Here is a 23715-nt window from a genome sequence, read left to right on the forward strand (position 1 = left end):
TCCGATAACCAGTGGTCGTGATCACGACCACTGGTTATCGGAGAACGGCGTTTTGGGCGGGCGTTGGGCAGGCTTTTGGGGCGTTTGGGGAGCGCTCGGGCGGTGGATGCACCATGATCTGGCCATGACGATCACAGAGTTCGACGGCAAGGTCGCAGTCATCACCGGCGGCGCAGCCGGCATCGGCCGGGCGATGGCCCGGCGCTTCGGTTCGGCGGGGATGAAACTCGTGTTGGCAGATATCGAAACCGCCGTGTTGGATGCGACGGTCGCCGAGTTTCAGGCCGAGGGAATCGACACCACGGGCGTTGTCGCCGACGTGTCGAAGCGGCAGGACATTGAACGCATCGCAGCGGTGGCGATGGAGGCCCATGGGGGAATCCACCTCGCCTGCAACAACGCCGGCGTTTCGGGCGGGGGACTCAGCTGGGAGGTGAGCGAGGCGGATTGGAAGTGGATCCTCGAGGTCGACCTGTGGAGCGTCATTCACGGTGTCGGCGTGTTCACCCCGCTCATCGAGCAGTCTGGCGGCGGCCATATCGTCAACACGGCGTCGATGGCCGGCGTGACGTCGCCGCCGTTCATGTCTCCCTACAACGTCGCCAAGCACGGCGTGGTCGCACTCAGCGAGTCCATGTTCCACGAGCTCGCCTTTCTGCAGTCGAGCGTCGGGGTCTCGGTGTTGTGCCCGGGGTGGGTACGGACCCAGATCGCGCATTCCGAACGCAACCGCCCGACCGAGGGCGCCCATGCTGCCGCTGGGCCCGAACCGGAGGACCTCGGCGAGGACGGCCCGGCCGCGATCTTCCGCTCGTTGGTCGACGACGGTATCGATCCGGCTGCAGTCGCCGACCTCGTCTTCGACGCGGTGTCGAACGGACGCTTCTACGTGTTGACCCACCCCGCCTGGAACGAGATGGTGCGCCGCAACACCGAGATCATGTTGGCCGGCGACAACCCGGTGTTCAGTTTCGGCGACGCGTCGAACTGACGCGTCGCTCCACAACCCGCACCGCCTGTCGCCCAAAACGCCGTTCTCCGATAACCAGTGGTCGTGATCACGACCACTGGTTATCGGAGAACAGGCGGGGCGCGGGTGACGGCGCGGGTGTGTCGGGGGTCGTGGGTAGGGTCCGGCCTCATGGCTCTACGACTGCGATCCTCCAGCCTGCTACGCCCGGCGCTGTTGTTGTTTCCCGAGCACTGCGCGATCTGTCGGCGGGTGGACACCCGACTGTGCGAGCGATGCGCCGACCTGTTGATGCCGGCGCCCCCACCGGATGCGGGCGATGTCGTCGCACTCGACGCCACCGTCGCACTGTTCGCCTACTCGGGAGCTGGCCGCACCGCGATCGCCCGCCTCAAGTACGACAATCATCGCGATGCGATGCCGACCTGGGCGCATCTGCTGGCGGACGCGATCGACGCCAGTGCGCCCGACCCGGTCGGCATCGTGACGTGGGTGCCCACCTCGCGCCGGCATCGACGCGACCGGGGATACGACCAGGCCGAGTTGTTGGCTCGAGCGGTTGGTCGTGAACTCGGCGTGCGGGCCATGGCAACGGTCGAACGGAACTCCGAGGTGTCGCAACGCGGCCGCACCCGATCCGAGCGCAGCGACACCTCGTTTCGCCCGAGCTCGGCCGCGTTGGGCCGCCTGCCCGGACGGTGCGTGGCGGTGGTCGACGACGTGCGCACCACCGGAGCCTCACTCAACGCGGTGGCGGAGGCGTTGCGTAGCGCCGGTGCGCGACGGGTGATCGGCGCCACGATCGCTGCCACCCCCGCCCCTGGTCTGACCCAACCCACAACCGCGCCATGAGCCGTTCGGCACAATCTCGGATCCGGCGCGCATGGGCGGCACAGTCGGCCTACAGTCTCGGTGACCAACGAAGTCCTCGAACGTCGTGGCGTTCGGGCGAAGAGGAGGTCACATGCAGGTTAACGTGAGCAGCCGTAACACCCAGATGTCGCCGTCGGATCGGGACCTGGTCGTCAAAAAGGTGTCCCGGCTGGGCGGCAAGTTCTTGGACATGGAATCGGCCGACGTCCACTTCTTCGAGGAGAAGAATCCGCGGCTCGCAGACCACAAGGACGTGTGTGAGGTCACGCTGGCGGGCCATGGACACCACGTCCGCGTGAAGGCCAACGGCCCGAATCAGCTCGCCGCCACCGATTTCGCGATCGAGAAGCTGGAGAACCAGCTGCGCAAGTTGAAGACGAAACTGTCGGCGCAGAAGCGGTTCCGCGACGTGCGCAAACAAAAGCAGGCGGACACCTCCGCGGATCTGTCCGCAGCATTGCTCGACGATGAGACTCCAGCCGCTGCCGATCACTCGGTCGAGGAGATCGCCGAGTACGTCGAGTCGTTCCAGATCGTCAAGAGCAAGGTCGTGGAAAACCTCACGCTCAGCCCGCTCGATGCAGCGATGCGCATGGACCTGGTGGGTCACGGGTTCTACTTCTTTACGAACTCCGAGACGGGATCGGCGGCGGTGGTCTACCGCCGCGACGACGGCCACGTCGGCCTGATCGACGTCGCCGAGAACGAGTCCTGAGGTCCCACACGGGCCGACCTCAAGCAAACGATGCCCTGACAAATCCGTGGCTCGAGGTGTCGGCGAGGCATCCCGGACCACGGGTTTGTTAGGTGGCGGAGAGGTATGGGTAGCGCAGCGGTAGGATGACCCGCGACTATGGGAATGTTCGACAGAATCCTCCGGGGCGGCGACCGCAAGAACGTCAGAGTGCTTGCAGATCTCGTTCCCGACATCGGCGTGCTCGAGCCAGAGATGCAATCCCTCTCCGACGACGACCTGCGCCACAAGACCGTCCAGTTCCGTGAGCGCCTGGAGCGCGGCGAACCCCTCGACGACCTGCTGTTCGAAGCCTTCGCTGTGACCCGCGAGGCGGCGGTTCGAGTGTTGGGGCAGCGGCATTACGACGTGCAGCTCATGGGCGGCGCCGGCCTGCACTTCGGTTGGGTTTCGGAGATGAAGACCGGTGAGGGCAAGACCCTGGTGTCGACCCTTCCGGTGTATCTCAACGGCTTGACCGGCAAGGGTGTGCACGTCATCACGGTCAACGACTATCTCGCCACCCGCGACGCCGAACAGATGGGCAGGCTGCACAACTGGCTCGGCCTTGAGGTCGGTCTGATCGTGCCGGGGCGCCCGGATCCCGAGTACAAGCGCCGTCAGTACGCGTGCGACGTGACCTACGGAACGAACAATGAGTTCGGCTTCGACTACCTGCGCGACAACATGGCGATGAGTCGTGAGACCCAGGTACAGCGCGGCCACGTCTACGCCATCGTCGACGAGGTCGACTCGATCCTCATCGACGAGGCCCGTACGCCGCTTATTATCTCGGGGCAACTCGACGGCACCGCGAAGCTCTACACGCGTTTTGCAACGATCGCCCGGGCGCTCAAGCGCGACGTCGACTACGAGGTCGACGAGGAAAAGCGCACGGTGTCACCCCTCGACTCGGGTATCGAGAAGGTGGAAAAGGCTCTCGGCCTCGAGAACATGTACGACGACGTGAGTTCGAACTTCGCTCACCAGCTCACCGTCGCACTGAAGGCCAAAGAGCTGTTCCACCGCGACAAGGACTACCTGATCGCCGATGGCGAGGTGAAGATCGTCGACGAATTCACCGGTCGTGTGCTCGAGGGTCGTCGTTGGTCCGAGGGCATCCACCAGGCTGTTGAGGCCAAGGAGAACGTGCGGATCAAAGAGGAGAGCCAGACCCTCGCGACGGTCACCTTGCAGAACTACTTCCGCCTCTACGACAAGCTCGCGGGGATGACCGGTACGGCTCAAACCGAGGCCGCCGAGCTCATGACCACCTACGACCTGCAGGTCGTCAGTATCCCGACGCACCGTGGCGTGGTGCGCCTCGATCAGTCGGATCTCATCTACAAGTCCGAGGACGCCAAGTTCGACGCCGTCGCCAACGACATCGAGGAGCGGGTCGAACGGGGTCAGCCGGTGCTGGTCGGCACGATCTCGGTCGAGAAGTCAGAGAAGTTGAGCCGGATCCTCGACAAGCGGGGAGTGCCACACGAGGTCCTCAACGCCAAGCAGCATTTCCGCGAGGCCGATGTCGTCGCTCAGGCCGGGCAATCGGGCAAGGTCACCGTAGCGACGAACATGGCCGGCCGCGGCGTCGACATCCTGCTTGGCGGGTACCCCGACGGACTCGCTCACCGCGAGTGCATCGCCCAGGGGCTTGAAGAGGGGACCGAAGAGTGGGAGGCCGCCTACGACACGGCGCTCGCCACCTTCAGAGCGCAGTGCAAGGCCGATGGCGACAAGGTTCGCGAGGCCGGCGGGCTGTATGTGCTCGGTACCGAACGCCACGAGTCGCGGCGAATCGACAACCAGCTCCGCGGTCGATCCGGCCGTCAGGGCGACCCGGGGGAGAGCCGCTTCTACCTGTCCCTCGACGACGAGTTGATGCGCATTTTCGCGACCGGGGCTATCTCGATGGTGATGGGCAAGAACTGGCCCGATGACCAACACATCGAGCACCGGATGGTGACCAAGGCGATCGAGCGTGCGCAAAACACCGTCGAACAGCGCAATGCCGAGATTCGCAAGAACGTGCTCAAGTACGACGAGGTGATGAACGAGCAGCGCAAGGTGATCTACCAGCGCCGCGACCTCGTCCTCGACGGCGAGGACCTGTCGGAGCTGGCGATGAGCAGCCTCGCCGAGGTCGTCGATTCCACGATCTCCAGCTATTGCGTGTCCAACTTCAAGGAGGAGTGGGACATCGAAGCGCTCCACAACGAGTTGAACACGTATTGGCCGGTGTCGGTCAGCGAGGCAACGGCCGAGGAGGTCGCCTCGACCGATGAGCTCTACGAGTTCTACATGCACGACGCCCGTGATCATTATGCGGCCCGTGAGGATGAGCTCGGCACCGACCGGATGCGTGACGTCGAACGTCAGGTGATGTTGCGCATCATCGATCAACGTTGGCGCGAGCACCTGCGCGAGATGGACTACCTCCAGGATGGCATCGGGTTGCGGGCCATGGGTCAGAAGGATCCGCTCACCGAGTGGCGTCGCGAGGGCTTCGACATGTTCGAACAGCTCATGGATACCGTGAGCAAGGATTTCGTGCGCTACATCATGCACATCCAACTGGTGCAACAGCCGCCGGAGCCCGAACCGACCAACGTCGAATACACGGCGCCCGACGAGCAGGCCGCCGATGGCGCCGATTCCATCAAGGCGGTGGCCCGCGAGCGTGCCTCGGAGGAGGGACGCGAGGATCCGGCGGACTCCGGGTCTTCGGAGGAGGCACAGCGACCCGTGGTGAAGGACGGCGAGTTCGACAACGTCGGTCGCAACGAACCGTGCCCCTGCGGCTCGGGCAAGAAGTTCAAGGTGTGCCACGGCAGGTAGCCTCGGGCCGTCATGCAAGATTTTTCGAACGCCTTGTCCGATCTGACGCGCCGCCTCGGGGATGCCGAGCAGTATCTGCGCGTTGCCGAGCTGCGGGCGAGGCGCCCTCAGCTCGAAACCGAGTTGGCGCGCCCCGATCTGTGGGACGACCAGGACGCGGCACAGAAGATCCAACGCGAGTTCGCCTCGATCAGCGACGACCTCGCGGTCTATGCGCGACTCGAGGGCGATATCGACGATGCCGCGACCCTTGCGGAGCTCGCCCGCGAGGAGGGCGACGAGTCGCTCGAACCCGAGATCAACGCGGCGGTCGATTCGTTGTCCGCTCAGTTCGACGACTTGGAGCTTCGGGCGCTGTTCACCGGTGAATACGACGAGAACGACGCCATCGTGGAGTTCAACTCGGGGGCCGGCGGGGTGGATGCCCAGGACTGGTGCGAGATGCTGATGCGCATGTACCTGCGCTGGGCAGAAAAGCGCGGCTTCGACGTGACGATCGATTCGGCTTCTCCGGGTACCGAGGCCGGGGTGAGCTCGGCGACGTTCGAGATCAAGGGCCGTTACGCCTACGGGTATCTGCGTTCAGAACACGGGGTGCATCGCCTCGTGCGGATCTCGCCGTTCGACAATGCGGCACGTCGTCAGACGAGCTTCACGTCGGTGAAGATCACGCCGTTCATCGAAGACACCTCCTCGGAGGTGCAGATCGACGAAAAGGACCTGCGCATCGACGTGTACCGCAGCTCCGGTGCCGGCGGTCAGCACGTCAACGTGACCGACTCGGCGGTGCGCATCACCCACCTGCCCACCGGCATCGTGGTGAGTTGTCAGAACGAACGCAGCCAGCTCCAGAACAAGGACCAGGCGATGCGGGTGTTGAAAGCGAAGCTGCTCGACCTCGAACGTCAACAGCGCGAGGCGAAGATTGCCGAGATCACCGGCGACCAGCTCGACGCAAACTTCGGAAGCCAGATCCGCAGCTATGTGTTGCACCCGTATCAGCAGGTCAAGGATCTTCGCAGCAACGTCGAAATCGGCAACGTCGACGGCGTCCTCGACGGCGACCTCGACGCCCTGATGGAGGGCTACCTGCGGTGGGAGCGCGCTGGCGGCGTGTCCTAGACGGGTGCTGTGGCGTTCGGCCGCGGCGATCCCAGTCTGAATTGCTCTCAGCGCGTGCCCCGGCTGCCACGAGCGGTGCCGGTAGGATCTTGTCGCTTCGCGTGGGAGCGTCGCACTGTCCCCAACGAATTGATGTAGCGCGTGATCAAACTCGAGAACGTCAAAAAGGTCTACAAGAACGACCACGTCGCGTTGCGCAACGCGAACGTCGACATCCAAAAAGGCGAGTTCGTTTTCCTGGTCGGGCCGTCGGGCTCGGGTAAGTCGACGTTCATTCGGTTGCTCAACCGGGAGGAACTGCCGAGCGAGGGCAAGGTGTGGGTCGCCGGCAAGGACATCGCCAGCCTGCCGACCTGGAAGGTGCCGTACCTGCGTCGAAACATCGGCTACATCTTCCAGGACTTCAAACTGCTGCCGAACAAGACGGTCGAGGAGAACGTCGCGTTTGCGCTCGAGGCGATCGGCCGGCCGCGTCAACAGATCAAGACCCAGGTGCCGGCCATCCTCGAACTCGTCGGCCTGGCTCACAAGGCGAAAAACCGCCCGTCGGAGCTGTCCGGTGGTGAGCAGCAGCGTGTGTCGATCGCCCGGGCGTTCGTGAACCGTCCGCTGATCCTGCTGGCCGACGAGCCGACAGGCAACCTCGACCCGAACACCACGATCGGCATCATGAAACTGCTCGACCGGATCAACAAAACCGGCACCACGGTGGTGATGGCGACCCACGACCGGGGCATCGTCGATGTGATGCGGCGCCGCGTGATCGAGTTGGAGGGCGGCCAGATCGTTCGTGACCAAGCCCGAGGGGTGTACGAGTAAATGGCGATTCGCCTCGACTATCTCGCCCGGGAGACCGGGACCAATCTCGTCCGCAACTGGTTGTTGTCGATCGCGACCGTGCTCATCGTGGCGGTGTCGTTGACGATGCTGGGCATCACGGTGCTGTTGGGGTACTACGGCCTCGACAACGCGTTCGTGCGGTTCAACAACGACGTGTCGTTCATCGTCTACATGGAACACGACGCAACCCAGGATCAGATCGACGCCATCGGCACCGAACTCGACCAGAGCCCGCAGGTCGACTCCTATGAGTACTACGACCATGCGAAGAGCTACGAGCTCTTCAAGAAGATCTTCTCCGAGGACGAGTCGACCCTTCAGAACAACATCTCGGCCGAAGACCTGCCGACCTCCTACATGGTGAAGCCGAAGAATCCTGACGCCGCGGTGGTGAAGGAACTCGCCGACACCTACGCCCCCGAACCGGGGGTCTACAAGGTCGACTTCCCCTCCGATGAGGTGCGTGCGATCCAAAACGTCGCCCTCAAGATCCGTAACTGGATGCTGCTTGCGGTCATCGCGTTGTTGGCGGCGTCGGTCGTGTTGATCTTCATCGCCATTCAGACGGCGGTGTTCAGCCGGCGCCGCGAAATCGAGGTCATGCGCCTCGTCGGGGCGACGAACTGGTTCATCCGAATACCGTTCCTCATCGAGGGGCTCATCCAGGGCCTCGTCGGGGCGTTGATCGCGGTGGCCGCGGCGTGGCTGATGGGCCTGGGATGGCGCGGGACCGGCGACTCGATGGAGTCCGACTCGATCCTGTCGAAGTTCGTGTGGACCTCGAGCCAGCAGACCGGAACCTTCCTGTTCATCTTGGTGGTCGGGGTGGTGGTCGGCGTGGTCGGAGCCTTCGTGTCGACCATGTGGTACCTGCGGGAGAACCAGAACTGAGACTCGCCGGGGCGGCGATCGGCTAGACACCCGGCATGGAGTTCTCGCAGATTCGCTACGAGGTCGCGGACGGCATCGCCACCATCACCCTCGATCGACCCGATCAGATGAACGCGTTTACGGTCACGATGATGGCCGAGATTCGATCGGCGTTCGACCTCAGCGACGCCGACGACGACGTCCGGGTGGTCGTGGTGACCGGGGCCGGCCGGGCATTCTGCGCCGGGGCCGACCTGTCGGGCGGTGCCGATACCTTCGACTACGACAAGGCCGCGTCGGGCGCGGGTGGAACCGCGGAGGTCGACCCCGCGTTGGCCGAGTTGCTGCGTTCGCTCGTGGTCAACGGGGTCTTTCGCGACACGGGCGGCATGACGAGTCTGCGCATCTTCTCGTCGCGAAAGCCGGTGATCGGCGCGATCAACGGCGCGGCGGTGGGCATCGGCGTGACGATGACGTTGCCGATGGACATCCGCCTGGTGTCGACCAAGGCGAAACTCGGGTTCGTGTTCAACGCCCGCGGCATCGCCCCAGAGGCCGCCTCGACGTACTTTCTGCCCAAGATCGTGGGGATCAGCCAGGCGGCGGAATGGATGTTCACCGGGCGGATCTTCGGAGCGGCCGAGGCGCTTGCGGGCGGCCTGGTCCGCTCGGTTCACGAACCCGACGAGTTGCTGGCGGCCGCCTATTCGCTTGCCGCGGAGATCCGCGACAACACCGCCCCGGTGTCGACGACGTTGACCCGAGCCATGTTGTGGCAGCTCCTTGGCGCATCGCATCCGATGGCTGCGCATCGCATCGACAGCCGCGCGGTCCAATACACCGGCACCCTGCCGGACGCGTTGGAGGGGGTCATGAGCTTCTTCGAACGTCGATCGCCGCAGTGGCAGGGCAAGGTGAGCGCGGATCTGCCCGACTGGTATCCGTTCTGGGACGAACCAGACTTCGAATGACGCGCCGGTAACCTCTCGGCAATGAGGTCGGCAATGAGGTCGTCGGTGTGTCCGTCTCGAGATCGCGGTCGCGTGGCCGGTGCAGTGGCGGCGATCGTCGTCGCGTTCATCGCCGTTCTCGGCGTGGGGGCGGCTGCAGCCGGCGCATCCGGTGCGAATGACCTTTGGGCGACGGTCGGGCGCGGGCCGATGCGCCAAGGCGGCGACGTCGAACAGATCGAGTCGTTCGATTCCGAGATCACCTTGAACGACGACGGCTCGATCGACGTCGTCGAGACCATCGTCTACGACTTCGGCCCGAATTCGCGTCACGGCATTCAGCGCTACATCCCGACGCGTGGACGCTGGACCGGCGAGGCTCCCGAGGGCGAGAAGCCGGGCACCTGGTGGCGGTTGACGCCGATTTCGAAGGTGGAGGTAACGGGGAGCGGCGATACCCCCGACGATGTCGAACAGATGACGTCGTCTGATGGCATCGACACGATCCTGCGTATCGGGGATCCGGATCGGTACGTCGACGGGGTGCGGACCTACACCATCCGCTACCACATGGCCGGAGTGATGAACACCTTCGAGCACACCGACGAATTCGCCTACAACATCACCGGCAACGGCTGGGACGTTCCCATCGAGTCGACAACCGCGAAGCTGTCGCTTCCGGGTTCACCATCGCGCAACTGGTGTTTCGCTGGGCCCTATGAGTCGACGGCGCCGTGCAGCGAGATCGCGGTCAGCGGTTCGACGGTGTCGGCCAGCGAGAATCTCCTGCGGGCACGAAGCGGGCTGACGGTCGCCGTCGAGTTCCCCAGCGGCGTCGTCGCACGGCCGATGGCCTCGGCGAAATTCGAACGCGAGCGCACCCTCGCGGATTCCTTCGAGGTGACCCCGGCGACCGGAGTGACCGCGGCGGTCGGCCTGTTGGGCGGGCTCGCAGGGCTGGGGTTTCTCGGCTACCGCCATGGCCGCGACCGTCACTTTGTCGGCGACCAGATCGACTATGTGTTCGGCAACGACAGCGGCGAAGAAGCCCCCCGCAAACTGTTCTCGAAGCACACCCCGACAGTGGAGTTCGTACCGCCGGACAACATTCGCCCGGGCCACATGGGCACCCTGTGGGATGAGGTCGCCCATCACCTCGACGTGAGTGCGATGCTGGTCGATCTGGCGGTCCGCGGGTGGATACGGATCGATGAGATCGCGCCCCGGTCGAAGGGGTTCCTCGGCTTTGGGGGCGACAGCGGCGACTTCCAGCTGGTGTCGCTGAAGTCAGCCAACGACAAGGAGTTGTTGCCGGCCGAGAAGCTGCTGCTCGACAGCCTCTTTTCTGGCGGGTCGGACTCGGTGTTGTTGAGCGAACTGAAGACCCGGTTCGCCGAGAAAATGAAGTTGATTCAGTCGCGGCTCTACGACGACGTGGTCGCCGCCGGGTGGTTTCCGAGGCGTCCCGACAAGGTGCGCGAAAGCTACGTGGGCCTCGGGGTTCTGGTGTTGATTGCCGGAGTCGTGTTGACCTTCCTCGCCGCGAAGGTGTCGAACTGGGCGCTGCCGGTGCTGGCAATTCCGGTGGTCGGTCTGGTGCTGGTCGCCGCCGCCAAGCTTTTCCCGCGCCGCACTGCGAGGGGCTCGGCGATGTTGAGCCGGGTTCGAGGGTTCAAAGAACTGTTCGACGCCGGCGAGGGTGAACGGATGGCCTATGCCGAACAGCACAACGTGTTCGCCCAGTATCTGCCGTACGCGATCGTGTTCGGAGCGACTGAGCGTTGGGCGAAGACCTTCCAGGACCTCGGCCTGTCGCCCGAGGAGATGGGCCTCGGCGTGTGGTACACGAGCCCGTACGGATACGACCCGATCCACTTCGCCTGGGCGATGAACAGTTTCACCACCCACACCACCGGTGCCCTCGCGGCCGCGGCGCCCTCGTCGGCCAGTTCCGGTTCCGGATCGTGGTCCGGAGGAAGCTTCGGCGGAGGCGGTGGTTTCAGCGGCGGCGGATTCGGCGGTGGCGGCGGCTCATCGTGGTGATGGGTGGGCCCGCCAATCGGTTCGCTCTGCAAGACTCGCCACAGTGCGCCCCGTCCTCACCCGAGACGGCGGTGCGGATCGACCAGTGAGGGGAGCGACCATGGCACAGACCGTGCGTGGAGTAATTGCGAGGGCCAAAGGGGAACCCGTTTCGATCGAGGAGATCGTCGTGCCCGATCCAGGACCGGGCGAGGTCGTGGTGAGGGTGCAGGCGTGCGGGGTGTGCCACACCGACCTGCATTATCGCGAAGGCGGAATCAACGACGAGTTCCCGTTCCTGCTCGGTCACGAGGCGGCCGGCATCGTCGAGGAGGTGGGTGAGGGCGTTTCCAACGTTGCGGTCGGCGACTTCGTCGTGTTGAACTGGCGTGCGGTGTGCGGTGAGTGCCGGGCGTGCAAGAAGGGCCTGCCCCATCTGTGTTTCGCCACCCACAACGCCACCCAGAAGATGACGTTGACCGACGGAACCGAGTTGTCCGCGGCGCTCGGCATCGGAGCGTTCTGCGAAAAGACGCTCGTGGCAGCGGGTCAGGCGACGAAGGTGAACCCGCAGGCCAGCCCGGTTGCGGCGGGGTTGCTCGGGTGCGGGGTGATGGCCGGGCTCGGGTCGGCGCTCAACACGGCGCAGGTTCGACGCGGCGACTCCGTCGCGGTGTTCGGTTGTGGGGGAGTGGGCGACGCGGCCATCGCCGGAGCGGTGTTGGCCGGCGCGACCAGGGTGATTGCGGTCGATCTCGACGACCGCAAGCTCGAGTGGGCGCGACAGTTCGGCGCCACCCACACCGTGAACTCTGCGAAGGAGGATGCGGTCGAGCGGATTCGGGAGATCACCGACGGGTTTGGTGCAGATGTGTGTATCGACGCCGTCGGCAACCCGGCGGTGTACCAGCAGTGCTTCGAAGCCCGCGACCTTGCCGGGACGGTGGTTCTGGTCGGGGTGCCGAACCCGCAGATGCGCATCGAGTTGCCGTTCCAGGAGGTGTTCGGGCGCGGCGGATCGCTGAAGAGTTCCTGGTACGGAGACTGTCTTCCCGAGCGCGATTTCCCGATGCTCATCGACCTGTACCTGCAGGGCCGGCTCGACCTCGACCGGTTCGTGAGCGAGACCATTTCGCTCGACGGCGTGGAAGAGGCGTTCCACAAGATGGAGCGTGGCGAGGTGTTGCGTTCGGTCGTCACGATCGACGGTGCGCCATCATGAGCGTCGAACTCGTCACCACCGACGGAATTTTCAGCCTCGACGGCGAGGACTTCGAGGTCACCAACAACATCTGGATCGTCGGCGACGACTTGGAGGTCGTGGTCATCGACGCGGCTCACGACCATCGCCGGATCGTCGACGCGGTCGGTGGCCGCCGGGTTCGTCAGATCCTGTTGACCCACGGTCACAACGACCACATCAACGCTGCGGGCGCGCTCGCCGACGCGGTGGACGCACCGATCTCGCTGCACCCCGACGACACGATGTTGTGGGAGGTGGTGTATCCGGACCGTCGCGTCGACATCGCGTTGGCCGAGGGGCAGGTGATCTCGGCGGGCGGGCACGAACTCGGGGTGTTGCACACACCGGGTCACGCGCCCGGGTGTTGCTGCTTTCACGACATCGCGTCGGCCACGCTGTATTCGGGCGACACGCTGTTTTGCGGCGGGCCCGGTGCGACCGGTCGGAGTTTCTCGGACCGCCCCACGATCCTGCGTACGATCCGGCAGCGTCTGTTGACCCTGCCCGACGAGACCGTGGTCCACACCGGCCACGGTGATTCCACCACGATCGGCAACGAACGCGAACTGATCGAGGACCTGGTCCGAACCGAACTCGGCGCCGAGGGCTGAGCCCATACCGACGCGGTGCCTGAACCGACGCAAGGCTGACCCAAAAATGATGGGGGTCCCGCACGTGTTGTGCGGGACCCCCATCGGCGTTGGATACCCCCTTTCTCGAATGGATCAAGAACGGTGGCGGAGTGCGCTGAACCCGCTACAGGGCGTCGGCTCCGCGCTCGCCGGTGCGGATTCGAACGAGGGTTTCGACCTCGGTGACCCAGACCTTGCCGTCACCGATCTTGTCGGTTCGTGCGGCGTTGACGATGGTGTCGATGACCTGGTCGGCCACTGCGTCGTCGACGACGGCCTCGATCTTGATCTTCGGAACGAAGTCGATCTGGTATTCGGCGCCTCGGTAGGTCTCGGTGTGCCCACCTTGGCGTCCGAACCCCTGGACCTCGGCGACGGTCAAGCCTTCGATGCCGATGGACTTGAGCGCCTCCTTGACTCCGTCGAGCCGGAAGGGCTTGATGATTGCGGTTACGAGCTTCATGTACGTGTCCTTTCGAGACGATCAGAGGGTGCTGTAGGCGGTTTCTGCATGTTCGCGGATGTCGAGACCTTCGATCTCGACATCTTCGTCAACCCGCAGGCCGATGGTCTTGTCGAGCACCTTGGCGATCGCAAAGGTGACGATGAAGGAATAGACGATTGTGACGACGTTGGCCACGATTTGTTCGACGAGCAGGTGGGTCCCGCCGCCGAAGAACACGCCGTCGGAGAAGCCGCCCTCGTTGAACAGCCCGGCACTGTCGGCGAAGAAGCCGAGAAGGATCGAGCCGACCAGCCCGCCGATGAAGTGAACGCCGATGACGTCGAGTGCGTCGTCGTAGCCGAGCTTGGTCTTGAGGCCGACTGCGAGGGCGCAGATCGGGCCGCCGATGAGGCCCATGAGGATGGCCGAACCGGTGGTCACAAAGCCGGCGGCCGGGGTGATGATGACGAGGCCGGCAACGATGCCAGAGGCGACGCCGAGGTTGGTGAAGTGACCGTCACGGACCTTCTCGGTGAGACTCCAGGCGAGGCCTGCTGCTGCGCCGGCGACGAGCGTGTTGATCCAGGCTTGGGCTGCGACGCCGTTGGCAGCGCCGGCCGAGCCAGCGTTGAATCCGAACCAGCCGAGCCACAGGATGCCGGTTCCCAGCATGACGAAGGGCATGTTGTGCGGGGTTGGGGTCTTTTCTGGCCAGCCCTTGCGCTTGCCGAGGACCAAGATCATGGCCAATGCGGCGATACCGGCATTGATGTGGATCGTGGTGCCGCCAGCGAAGTCGAGGGAGCCACGGTCCTTCAACCATCCGCCGCCGCCATAGATCCAGTAGGTCACCGGGACGTAGACGAGCAGGCTCCAGATCGGCACGAAGACCGCCCATGCGGAGAACTTGATGCGGTCGGCCACAGCGCCGGAGATGAGCGCCGGGGTGATCGCAGCGAAGGTCGCCAGGAAGATCGCCCAGAGCGGATCGATGCTGGCGAAGTCGAAGTTCTTGAACATCGCATTGTCGAGGTTGCCGAGGAACTTGCCGTCTCCAGAAAAGGCGAGGCTGTAGCCGGCGACCACCCACAACAGGGGGATCACCAACAGGCACCAGAAGTTCATCATGAACATGTTGAGGACATTCTTGGTCCGGACCATGCCTCCGTAGAAGAAGGCCAGGCCGGGGGTCATGAACAGCACGAGTGCGGCAGAAACCAGGATCCAAGCCATGTCTCCGTGCCCCGCTGCTTGTGCGAGTTGCTCTTCCATCGCAGTTACTCACTTTCGTTCGAGGAGTTGCGAGGAGCAGTCTGCAGAGGGTCGATTGCGGTGCCGCTTCGTCGATGTTTCTGCTCTGTGAACAGGTTGCGCGGCTCGTTCGAAGGGCTGTAGGTCTTGCAATCGACGGATATTAGGGTAGCTTTACACCATGGCGACCATCACTGATTCCACACCGCATCTTCCCGGCGAGGCGCTCGAGTCCTCGCGAATGCCGGGACATTGGCTCTTGGCCAGATTGGGTAAGCGTGTGCTTCGCCCCGGCGGCGTCGAGTTGACCTCGAAGGTCCTCGCCGACCTGCGAGTGAGCCGCGGCGATGACGTGGTCGAGGTGGCCCCCGGGTTGGGGGCGACGACCAGGCTGATCCTGGAGTCGGCACCGGCGAGTTACACGGGCGTCGACCGGGATCCGGCGGCGGCCGACCTTGTCGAGGCGATGCTGGCCGGTCCGAACCGCCGGGTGGTGCAGGCGAGTGCTGCCGACACCGGACTCGCCGATGCGAGCGCGGACGTGGTGACCGGAGAGGCCTACCTCACGATGCAGCCAGACTCGCTGAAGAACAAGATCCTCGCCGACCTGTCGCGGGTGCTGCGGCCCGGCGGACGGTTCGGTCTTCACGAGATCGCCTTCACCCCAGCCGAGATCACCCAGGGTGAACGCGACCAGGTTGCGGCGTCGCTGAGTTCGTCGATTCACGTGAACGTGTCGCCGTTGACGATCCGAGAGTGGACCGACCTGCTTGCCGACTACGACCTCGTCGTCGAGCATCAGCACACGGCGCCGCTGCACCTGCTCGAGCCGCGACGCTTGTTCGCCGACGAGGGGATCGTCGGGGCGCTTCGCTTCGTACGAAACGTGCTGCGCGACCGCGAGGCGCGGGCCCGTGTGGTCGCGATGCGCCGGGCGATGCGTTCCAACTCCGATCATCTGCAGGCCGTCGCACTGGTCGCGACGAAACGTCCGAGCGGTGAGCGCCCGGGCCAGGCTGGGTAGAGCGCGCGACCGGCGAGGCAACGTCATGAAGAAGTTCGGAGGAATCATTGCGGCGGTTGTGGCGGTCGTCGCCGTCGTCATCGCGGTGATCGTGTGGCCGCGCGGCACCACCGAGGTGACCGAGGACGACGCGCTGGAGGACTTCCGCAACCGGGCGACCACCACGTCCACCACTGCCGACGAAGCGCCGGACGACGATGCCAGCGACACCGACGACGCGGCCACCGACCTTGCCGGTAACCGTCCTCAGCCAGGGGTCTACACCTACGCCTCAAGCGGCACTGAGGTCGTCAAACTCGGACCGCTTCCGCAGGAGAACCGTCCGCTTCCAGCGTCGATTACCGCCGTGTCGGTCGATGTCGACGATGCGTGTTTCGACTTCACGATCAACCTGTTTGCCGAGCACCGCGAGACCAACCGGTATTGCGCGTCGGGTGGGGAACTGGTTCTGAGCCAGCACACCAAGAATCAGACCGTCGGGGCGATCTCACCGACGGCGACCATGACCTGCGATCCAAACGTGTTGCGCGGTGGGGTGAGTGGCTCGTCTAGTGAGGCTGCGTCTCGTGAGACGGTGTGCACGTTGAACGTGTCCGGCGGCCCGATTTCGGTCGACGCCCAGCTCAGCGGGACCGTCGTCGAGGAGGCGAGCGAGGTTGTGCGTGTCGGGGACGACGAGGTCGAGACCACGCCGGTCGTGCTCACGCTCGTCGCCGCCGGGTCGATCACCGGAGGCTGGACCGAGACGATCTACTTCGCCGACAACAACCTGCCGGTGAAGGTCGTGCGCGATCTCGACCTGCAGGGTCCCGCGACGTTCACCGAGCAGTCCGAACTGGTGCTCACCAGCCTGACGCCGACCGCGGGTTGAGTCGCCCGACTGGCTGAAAGGCTGGCTGGACGGTGGGCGGATGGACGGCGGGCTCGTTCAGTGAGAGCCGAGTTGCCCGCTGAGTTCGTGCCAGCGGGCGCTCGGTTCGTTCATTCCGATGATCTCGACCCGCTTGCCGCGGTCGTGGTACTTGACGGTGATGGCGTCGAGTGCGGCGACGGTGGATGAGTCGTAGATCTGTGCGTTGGTCAGGTCGATGGTGACGTTGTCGGGGTCGTTCGCGTAGTCGAACTGGTACACGAGGTCGTTGCTCGACGCGAAGAACAGCGCCCCGGTGACGAGGTAAGTGCGTTGGTCGTCGTTGGAGGTGGGGGCGATCTCGACGCTGGTGAAGTGCGCGACACGCCGGGCGAACGCGACGATGGCGACGAGGACGCCGACCCCCACGCCGTAGGCCAGGTTGTGGGTGAACACGGTGACGGCGACGGTGACGGCCATGATGGCGGTGGCGCTGGCCGGCATCCGGCGCAGGGTGTTCGGGTGGATGCTGTGCCAGTCGAACGTGCCGACCGAGACCATGACCATGACGCCGACGAGGGCCGCCATCGGGATGCGCCCGACGATATCGCCGAGGCCGACGACGAGCACGAGGAGGAACGTTCCGGCCGCGAAGGTCGACAGCCTTGTGCGGGCCCGCCCTGATTTCACGTTGATCATGGTCTGGCCGATCATGGCGCAGCCGCCCATGCCGCCGAACAGCCCGGTGACGACATTCGCGATGCCCTGGCCACGGGCCTCGCGGGTCTTGTCGGAGTGGGTGTCGGTGATGTCGTCGACGAGCTTGGCGGTCATGAGCGACTCGAGGAGGCCGACGATGGCCATCGCGAGGGCCGTGGGGGCGATGATGCGCAGGGTGTCGAGCTCGAAGGGGACCTGTGGCAGACCGAGGGTGGGGAGACTGTCGGGCAGACGGCCGCGATCGGCGACGGTCGGCACACCGATTCCGAAGGCGACGACGAGCGCGGTGAGCGACACGATGACGACGAGCGGTGCGGGCACGGCATTGGTGAGTCTGGGGAAGCCGACGAGCACCGCGATGGCTGCGGCGGCCAGCGGGTAGACAGCCCAGGGCACGTCGGTGAGTTCGGGGATCTGTGCGAGGAAGATCAGGATCGCCAGAGCGTTGACGAAGCCGACCATCACGCTGCGAGGCATGAACCGCATCATCTTTGCCGCCCCGGCGAGGCTGAGGGCGATCTGGATCAGGCCGGCGAGGATGACGGTCGCGACGAGGTAGTCGAGACCGTGGCGCTCGACGATCGGGGCGACGACGAGGGCGACGGCCCCGGTGGCGGCCGAGATCATCGCCGGTCGACCGCCGGTGATCGCGATCGTGACGGCCATGGTGAACGATGCGAAGAGCCCGACCCGGGGGTCGACCCCGGCGAGGACGGAGAACGAGATCGCCTCGGGGATGAGGGCCAGTGCGACGACGAGGCCGGAGAGCAGTTCGATCCGGAGGCGCCCCCGCTCACGCAACATGACCAACAGCGGCGGGGCTGGGTCGGGGGAGACGAGTGGGGCAGTGGTCATCTGGAGGCTCCGGGGGTGGCGGTATGTGCCGCGGGCGGGCGAAGCGTCCAAGTCTACCTTTACGTGAGGGAAGAGTACGGGGGGGGGCGACTCGTGAGCGCACGTCCAATACGCCGTCTCGCGTGAGTATCAAGACGGGCCGGCGTTTCCGGCCGACGCGCGCCAGCCGCAGACGCAACTCCTTGCCGCGCGGCCGCTGAGACGTTGATTCCGAGCCGTGTGGCTATTCGACGGTGAACTCGCCGGTCATGCCCAACATGAAGTGGGGTGTGCCGGGGCCTTCGAGGGGGCCTTGCGCGTTCTCGATGTCCTCTGGTGTGGTTCCCTCTGGGAATGAGCAGATCACGATGTATCGGCCCGGCTCGGTGACGGTTGGTTGAGCTCCTTCGGGGAACACGACTCCTGGTGTGTCGGTGGTGCCCGGCATCGAAATGAGCACCATCACCGGGTCGCCGGCGAAGATTGCCTCGAGTTCTTCCATGGGCAGTGCGACGAGATCTTCGATGGACCTCGTCTCGCCGTCGGGCACCTTCATCACGACCATCTCGTGCGGCTCCGCGCCGGCGGCCGTGGTGAGCGAGAACCGGGACCCCGCAGGGACGGTGTCGGGAATACCTGCGAAGGCGAAATCGGCGGCGGTCACGTCGATGACGTCGGCCTCGCCGGACGCGGCGGTCGTGGTGGAGTCGTCGCTTGTCATGTCGGTTTCGGTTGCCACGTCCGCTGCGGTGGGCGTGGTGCTGTCGGTCGCATCGTCGTTTGAGCACGCGACTCCACCAGCGATAAACAACGCCACGATTGCTACTGGCACAAGCCGGCGCATGCCGCGACGATGAAGGTTCATATTTAAGTACATCATCTTCACTTCTCTTCCCCCTGTTAGACGCCTGCGTGCCAGGCCTCTCAGTGCAAAACTTCCACCACGACATGGCGGCGTCAACGGTTGGATCGATCGGATCTGGCGCTGTTGGGCATGGCCGTCGATGGGTTGACGCGGCGCTGATGGTGGATCGCGACACCAAGGGCGACGTGTGATGAGTACATGCTCGCCCGACCCTGAGCGAGTTCGCCGCCGCGTGAACCTCAGCTACGGTGCCGGTAGACCTGCATCGCGCAGCGAGGACTATCGAGAGAGAGGGTTTGATGGCGACCTTCGCCCTGATTCACGGAGCCGGATCCGACTCGTGGTACTGGCATCTCGTGAAGCCCCGCTCGTCGCAGCACGTGTTGCGACAACTCGCCTGATCGTCCTCGTCGCAGCGATGATCCCGTCGCCGGGCGAGACCGGCGCCCAATGGTGGTCCAACACCGGGTGGGAGACTGCTCGTCGGTCACAGGCAGAACGTGACGGTCGCGCCACCGATGGGGAGCTTGACCCTGTCGAGGAGTTCCTCCACGACGTTGACCAGGAGATCATCGACGAAGCCCGGAATCACGTCGTCGATCAGTCTGACGCTCCCTTCCAGACTCCGTGGCCCCTCGAGGCATGGCCTTCCATCCCGACCAGGTTCGTGCTCCCGACGCGAGACCGCTTCTTCCCGGCCGACTTCCAACGCGGAATCGTCCGCGAACGTCTTGGAGTCACCCCCGACGAGATCGCCTGCGGGCATCTCCCTGCACTCGCGCGACCCGTCGAGCTCGCTTCCCTCCTGCTCGACTACGAACGCACCCCGGGCGCGACGGGTTCATCCCGTTCGTGACGGCCGTTACTGGTCCCCAGGCCACTGATAGGCAACCCGCGATGCGGACTCAGGCTCGGGGGTCCCGCCCGGTCCAGGCCACGAACCGCTCGGTGGCCGTAGCGTCTGCGGGTACCTCCACCTCCGGGCCAAAGGCGCCCTGAGGGCCACGCACCATCTCGGGCGGAAAGGGGTCGATGTAGCGATGGGCGAACGCGTCGACTTCGGCGGGGATTTCGAGGTCGATCCCAATGGGGTGGCCAATGTCCCAGGCATGGACCCACAGGTCCATGGCCGGGAAGGCAAGGCGATCGGCGACCGTGCGCCGACCCATCGGGGTGTCCATCTCGAGATCGAGGTCGGCCCCGGCCAATGCCTCGCGGGCATCCGCCGCCAGCGGTCGCCAAAAATCCATCGGCGCGCCGCTTACCAGATCGGCTGGACGGTCGAACGCAGGCGCCACCGGCTGCTCGCCTCGGAGGTAGGCGGCACCCATCCGGACGGAGTTCCCGAGGTGACCCAGGACGTCGAGGTTCGTCCAGCCCTCGCACGCCGAAGCCTGGTCCCACTGTTCGGTTGACAGCTGTTGGGCCACCTCTTCGAATCGGTCGAGGCCGCGCTCGTACAGGTCAGCTGATGGGTTCGTCATAGCGGCCAGTCTCGCGCGTGTCGGCGAGGTTCAGGCACGTTGCCGCTGGCCTGGCAATTGGACACCGGCATCGACGTGCCCGACGTCGCGAATCTGGTGTTTTTCAAGATCGTGCGTTCAGCAACCAAGTTCTGGCAGATGGTCGGGCGAGGCACCCGCCTGCGTCTCGACCTGTTCGGGCCGGGTCAGGACAAAGGCAGCTTCGCGATCTTCGATTTCTGTCAGAACCTCGAGTACTTCGGCCAGAACCCCGGCGGCCACGAAGGCGGCGCCGGGGTGCCGCTGTCGACCCGACTATTCGCCTGACGGGCCGAGCTGATCGAAACGCTCGACAAGCTCAACGCCCACCCGACCGAACGCGCAGAGTTGGCGGAGCTGCTGCGCAGCGACGTGGCGTCGATGAACGCCGATAACTGGGTCTTCGGAGTTCAGCGGGGTGTGAGCGTGTCGAGCGCCGCCCAGTTGGGTCTGCCCGCGTAGAGCAGGGCACGTAGCCGGTAGTGGGTGAACCGGCGGAACCCGAACGCGACACGCTTCACCTTCTTGATCAGGTTGTTCGCCGACTCGGTCGGTCCGTTGCTGATCCGGGCGTGATGCCAGTTGAGAATCTGGTTTCGCCACGTCGCCAGCATCTTGCCCAACGACCGCACCTCGATCGGCTGGCAGTCGTCGGTCGCGTCATCGATCAGATCATCGAGATACGACTCCGCGGTTACCGGATCGCCGAGCTCGTAGAAGCCACGCAACGCCTCCCTCGCGTGCCAGATCAGGCGGAGTTCACCCTTGGGGTCACCGGCCTCCAAGAAACCCATCAGCTTCGCCTCACCCTTGTCGTCGAGACGTTCGTGGGCCTTGGTGAACAGGCGGCGACCCCGATACAAGGGGTCGTCCTTGCGGCCCCGATGACCGAGGGTCTCGGTCTGGATACGGCGACGGCACTCGTCGACCTTGCGGTTCGCTGCCTGGCACACGTGGAACCGATCAGCGACCTGCCGAGCGGCCGGCAACGCGTCGGTGAACGTCTTGCGGTACGGGCCCGACATGTCCAACGCCCCCCACACCACACCGTCACGCCACGACTGGTGGCGCTTCTCCATCCATTCGGTCGCCTGCACCGCTGTGCGGCCTTGGACCATGTCCAGCAGTTGGGTTGGCATGTTCACGTCCACGATCGACGTCGCCCACTCCTTGGTCCGGTACTGACCGGTCTTGCGGAACAGCGTCTCATCGAGCCCGAGCGCTGCCACCGGCCCGATCCGTGCCGGGTCATCGATCAACACCGTCCCGTAGGAGATCACGGCGTCCATCACGGTGTGCCAGTCACACCCGAGCTCGCGGGCCACTTCCGCGACCGCCCGGGCCTCACCCCCGACCTGGCGGGTGACCCGTCGCCCGGCACGGTCGGTCAGCTTCGCCCGGGGCGCGGCGATCCGCGGGTGGGTCTCGGTCCACGAGCCGATGTCGCAGTCCGGTTCGGGGCACGACCAGCGGCGCTTGTGCCACACCAGCCGTGCCGGCCGGCCGAACGCCGGCAGATCAACCAGGCTGACCGGCCGCCGGTCCTTCACCCGCGCCCGAGTGCCACACCCACTGCACCCAACCGTCACGGCGGTCGTCTCGATATGGACCTCGATCGGTTCGCCAGGGTCGTCATCGACGACACCCAACACGTTCACGTCGGGCAAGCCGACAAGCAGGGCGCACATGCGCGTAGCGTCTGTTTCCACGGGGGCTCCGGAGGCTCAGGTTGTAGGAACCCCGATTTTCCGAGCCCCCGTACCAACACCCGCGGATACCCCGCCGCCACCGACACCCCCCGCAACTCCGAAGTCCCCGATAACTTCGTCGTACGCCCGCATCTGCGGCTCATCGAGCGCTTCCGCGAGATCACTTCATGGGAACCCGACCAGCTCGACGACACCGCCGTCAGCGAACTCGTCGACATCGTCGCGACGCTGCCGACCGACTTCATCGATGAGTTCGGCGAAGGTGTCGAGGTTGAACTGGGCGGCGGATCGGTCGATGACTTCGCACAGTTCCGCAAAAAGGGCGCTCGCGTTCATGCGCGACCACGAGGACTACCTCGCCGACGCAGGGACTGCGCAGGAACCAGCCCATCAACGACACCGATGTGGCGCCCGAAGGGCCCGACGGCCTGTTTGAGGCGGCGGACGTCGACCGGCTCATCACCGTGGTGCACGAGGTCCGCGACCGGACGGCGGTGGGATGAGCGTGCAAGGCGCTCCAAGGAAGCCACGCTGGTGACGACGCACCTGCCTGACGGTCCGGCGGCCACGTTCGGTGGGGGCGAACGCGCCTGGACGCCGAGAAGATCGGCCGGGCTCAGAGGTTCGGGTAACCTGCCGACCCATGTCAGGGGTTCGTGGCACCATCTGACGCGTAGGTGTTTGTTAGGACGTCCGCGGGACAGGGGGAAAGCCGATGACGGCAACAGCAGTCGAGCGCATGATCCTCGAGGAGCTTCAACCAATTCTTGAAGCCAACCACATTGAACTCACCCCCCCTGGCCGAGGTCCTCCGCCGGCTCGGCTGGACGGTCACACCTCCCTGAACCTCGAAAAACAAGGGATCCGCAGCCATCGGAGGATGACTGCGGATCTTGGGGTGGGGGTTTCCCCTGAATTCGAGAAGCCTGGAACGGTGCGGGTTTGGGCCCGTGGGCGGGTCCGCTCGGAGCCGGTTGCACACCGCAAGCTCGGTTCTTGCACACCCGGGTGCACACGTGCCACAGCTGGGCTGTCGTTGCAGCAGAGCACCCGCAACGACTCGGTCGCTGCCCCGACGGCAGGCTCGCACTCGGACGTTGCTTGGGCAAGGCCACCCAGTGATGGCGCGGCGCCATATGCTCCATCCCTGGAACGGGTGGTTGACGGGGCCACCTACGTACACGCGGTCGGGATATCAACGGGCTGCGTCCGCGTTCCGGTTCTGGCTTCCAGCGGGAGGAAAACTATGCACATCAGCTCAGTTACGTTCGAGAACATCAAGGCATGGCGGGATGAGACAGAGATTCGCTTCAAGCCTGGTATCAACTTCTTCGTTGGCAACAACAACTGCGGCAAATCGACAGTGTTCGAAGCGCTGCTCTTTTTCTTGAATGGCAAAGCTGTTCCGGCGCCCGCTGT

22 protein-coding genes are annotated in these 23715 nt (G+C 64.9%); 15 read left to right on the forward strand and 7 right to left on the reverse strand.

Translation table 11 applies throughout. The features are described from left to right. Window positions 1-124: 124 nt before the first annotated feature. The 11 genes from M9952_16220 to M9952_16270 all read left to right on the forward strand — a co-directional run bounded on the left by M9952_16220 (window position 125) and on the right by M9952_16270 (window position 13075). Window positions 125-991, forward strand: coding sequence for an SDR family NAD(P)-dependent oxidoreductase (locus M9952_16220; GenBank protein MCO5314469.1), 867 nt, complete (start codon window positions 125-127; stop codon window positions 989-991). Between the two features lie 150 nt (window positions 992-1141). Next, the gene (locus tag M9952_16225) at window positions 1142-1822 is read left to right on the forward strand and encodes a hypothetical protein (protein ID MCO5314470.1); all 681 of its coding nucleotides are present in this window, start codon (window positions 1142-1144) and stop codon (window positions 1820-1822) included. Window positions 1823-1934: 112 nt separating this feature from the next. Further along, entirely contained in the window at window positions 1935-2558 is a 624-nt protein-coding gene (raiA, locus tag M9952_16230) for a ribosome-associated translation inhibitor RaiA (protein ID MCO5314471.1), read from the forward strand. A 138-nt stretch (window positions 2559-2696) separates the two neighbouring features. After that, window positions 2697-5417 (forward strand): preprotein translocase subunit SecA, encoded by a 2721-nt coding sequence (gene secA / locus M9952_16235; GenBank protein ID MCO5314472.1) that lies wholly within the window; start codon window positions 2697-2699, stop codon window positions 5415-5417. Between the two features lie 12 nt (window positions 5418-5429). Next, window positions 5430-6539, forward strand: a complete 1110-nt coding sequence (gene prfB, locus M9952_16240) for a peptide chain release factor 2 (GenBank protein ID MCO5314473.1) — start codon at window positions 5430-5432, stop codon at window positions 6537-6539. A 141-nt stretch (window positions 6540-6680) separates the two neighbouring features. Continuing rightward, a complete protein-coding gene (gene ftsE / locus M9952_16245) occupies window positions 6681-7358 on the forward strand; it encodes a cell division ATP-binding protein FtsE (protein MCO5314474.1) in 678 nt (225 codons plus the stop codon). Beyond that, on the forward strand, window positions 7359-8270 hold the full coding sequence (locus M9952_16250) for an ABC transporter permease (protein ID MCO5314475.1): 912 nt from the start codon (window positions 7359-7361) through the stop codon (window positions 8268-8270). A 35-nt stretch (window positions 8271-8305) separates the two neighbouring features. Then, window positions 8306-9220, forward strand: coding sequence for a crotonase/enoyl-CoA hydratase family protein (locus M9952_16255; protein MCO5314476.1), 915 nt, complete (start codon window positions 8306-8308; stop codon window positions 9218-9220). A 72-nt stretch (window positions 9221-9292) separates the two neighbouring features. After that, window positions 9293-11242 carry a DUF2207 domain-containing protein gene (locus M9952_16260; GenBank protein MCO5314477.1) on the forward strand — a complete coding sequence of 650 codons (1950 nt, stop codon included), beginning with the start codon at window positions 9293-9295 and terminating at the stop codon, window positions 11240-11242. Between the two features lie 100 nt (window positions 11243-11342). Further along, on the forward strand, window positions 11343-12443 hold the full coding sequence (locus M9952_16265; protein MCO5314478.1) for an S-(hydroxymethyl)mycothiol dehydrogenase: 1101 nt from the start codon (window positions 11343-11345) through the stop codon (window positions 12441-12443). Continuing rightward, window positions 12440-13075, forward strand: coding sequence for an MBL fold metallo-hydrolase (locus tag M9952_16270; protein ID MCO5314479.1), 636 nt, complete (start codon window positions 12440-12442; stop codon window positions 13073-13075). Before M9952_16265 ends, M9952_16270 begins: the two co-directional genes overlap by 4 nt. 145 nt (window positions 13076-13220) lie before the next feature. Here the strand turns inward: M9952_16270 and M9952_16275 are convergent, their stop codons facing one another. Both M9952_16275 and M9952_16280 read right to left on the reverse strand, forming a co-directional pair. Further along, entirely contained in the window at window positions 13221-13559 is a 339-nt protein-coding gene (locus tag M9952_16275) for a P-II family nitrogen regulator (GenBank protein MCO5314480.1), read from the reverse strand. Window positions 13560-13580: 21 nt separating this feature from the next. After that, window positions 13581-14813 carry an ammonium transporter gene (locus M9952_16280; protein ID MCO5314481.1) on the reverse strand — a complete coding sequence of 411 codons (1233 nt, stop codon included), beginning with the start codon at window positions 14811-14813 and terminating at the stop codon, window positions 13581-13583. A gap of 160 nt (window positions 14814-14973) precedes the next feature. Between M9952_16280 and M9952_16285 the strand changes: the two genes are divergently transcribed. Then, window positions 14974-15816, forward strand: coding sequence for a class I SAM-dependent methyltransferase (locus M9952_16285; GenBank protein MCO5314482.1), 843 nt, complete (start codon window positions 14974-14976; stop codon window positions 15814-15816). Window positions 15817-15841: 25 nt separating this feature from the next. Beyond that, complete coding sequence (locus M9952_16290; GenBank protein ID MCO5314483.1) at window positions 15842-16687, forward strand: hypothetical protein; 846 nt, start codon at window positions 15842-15844, stop codon at window positions 16685-16687. Window positions 16688-16744: 57 nt separating this feature from the next. Here the strand turns inward: M9952_16290 and M9952_16295 are convergent, their stop codons facing one another. Together M9952_16295 and M9952_16300 are read right to left on the reverse strand one after the other, a co-directional pair. Continuing rightward, window positions 16745-18241, reverse strand: a complete 1497-nt coding sequence (locus M9952_16295) for a SulP family inorganic anion transporter (GenBank protein ID MCO5314484.1) — start codon at window positions 18239-18241, stop codon at window positions 16745-16747. Window positions 18242-18464: 223 nt separating this feature from the next. Further along, a complete protein-coding gene (locus tag M9952_16300) occupies window positions 18465-19037 on the reverse strand; it encodes a hypothetical protein (protein ID MCO5314485.1) in 573 nt (190 codons plus the stop codon). Between the two features lie 388 nt (window positions 19038-19425). Here M9952_16300 and M9952_16305 point away from each other — a divergent pair, with 388 nt between their 5' ends. After that, window positions 19426-19941: an alpha/beta hydrolase gene (locus M9952_16305; GenBank protein MCO5314486.1), complete on the forward strand. Its 516-nt coding sequence runs from the start codon at window positions 19426-19428 to the stop codon at window positions 19939-19941. A 49-nt stretch (window positions 19942-19990) separates the two neighbouring features. Here the strand turns inward: M9952_16305 and M9952_16310 are convergent, their stop codons facing one another. Beyond that, a complete protein-coding gene (locus M9952_16310; GenBank protein MCO5314487.1) occupies window positions 19991-20569 on the reverse strand; it encodes a TIGR03086 family metal-binding protein in 579 nt (192 codons plus the stop codon). A 39-nt stretch (window positions 20570-20608) separates the two neighbouring features. On the opposite strand from M9952_16310, the gene M9952_16315 reads away from it, so the two are divergent. Continuing rightward, window positions 20609-20875, forward strand: coding sequence for a hypothetical protein (locus M9952_16315; GenBank protein ID MCO5314488.1), 267 nt, complete (start codon window positions 20609-20611; stop codon window positions 20873-20875). Window positions 20876-20997: 122 nt separating this feature from the next. Here the strand turns inward: M9952_16315 and M9952_16320 are convergent, their stop codons facing one another. Together M9952_16320 and M9952_16325 are read right to left on the reverse strand one after the other, a co-directional pair. Then, entirely contained in the window at window positions 20998-22275 is a 1278-nt protein-coding gene (locus M9952_16320) for an ISL3 family transposase (protein ID MCO5314489.1), read from the reverse strand. A 186-nt stretch (window positions 22276-22461) separates the two neighbouring features. Beyond that, window positions 22462-22632 (reverse strand): hypothetical protein, encoded by a 171-nt coding sequence (locus M9952_16325; protein MCO5314490.1) that lies wholly within the window; start codon window positions 22630-22632, stop codon window positions 22462-22464. Between the last annotated feature and the right edge of the window lie 1083 nt (window positions 22633-23715).

The organism is Microthrixaceae bacterium (assembly GCA_023957975.1).
In the GTDB taxonomy this organism is placed as follows: domain Bacteria; phylum Actinomycetota; class Acidimicrobiia; order Acidimicrobiales; family Microtrichaceae; genus JAMLGM01.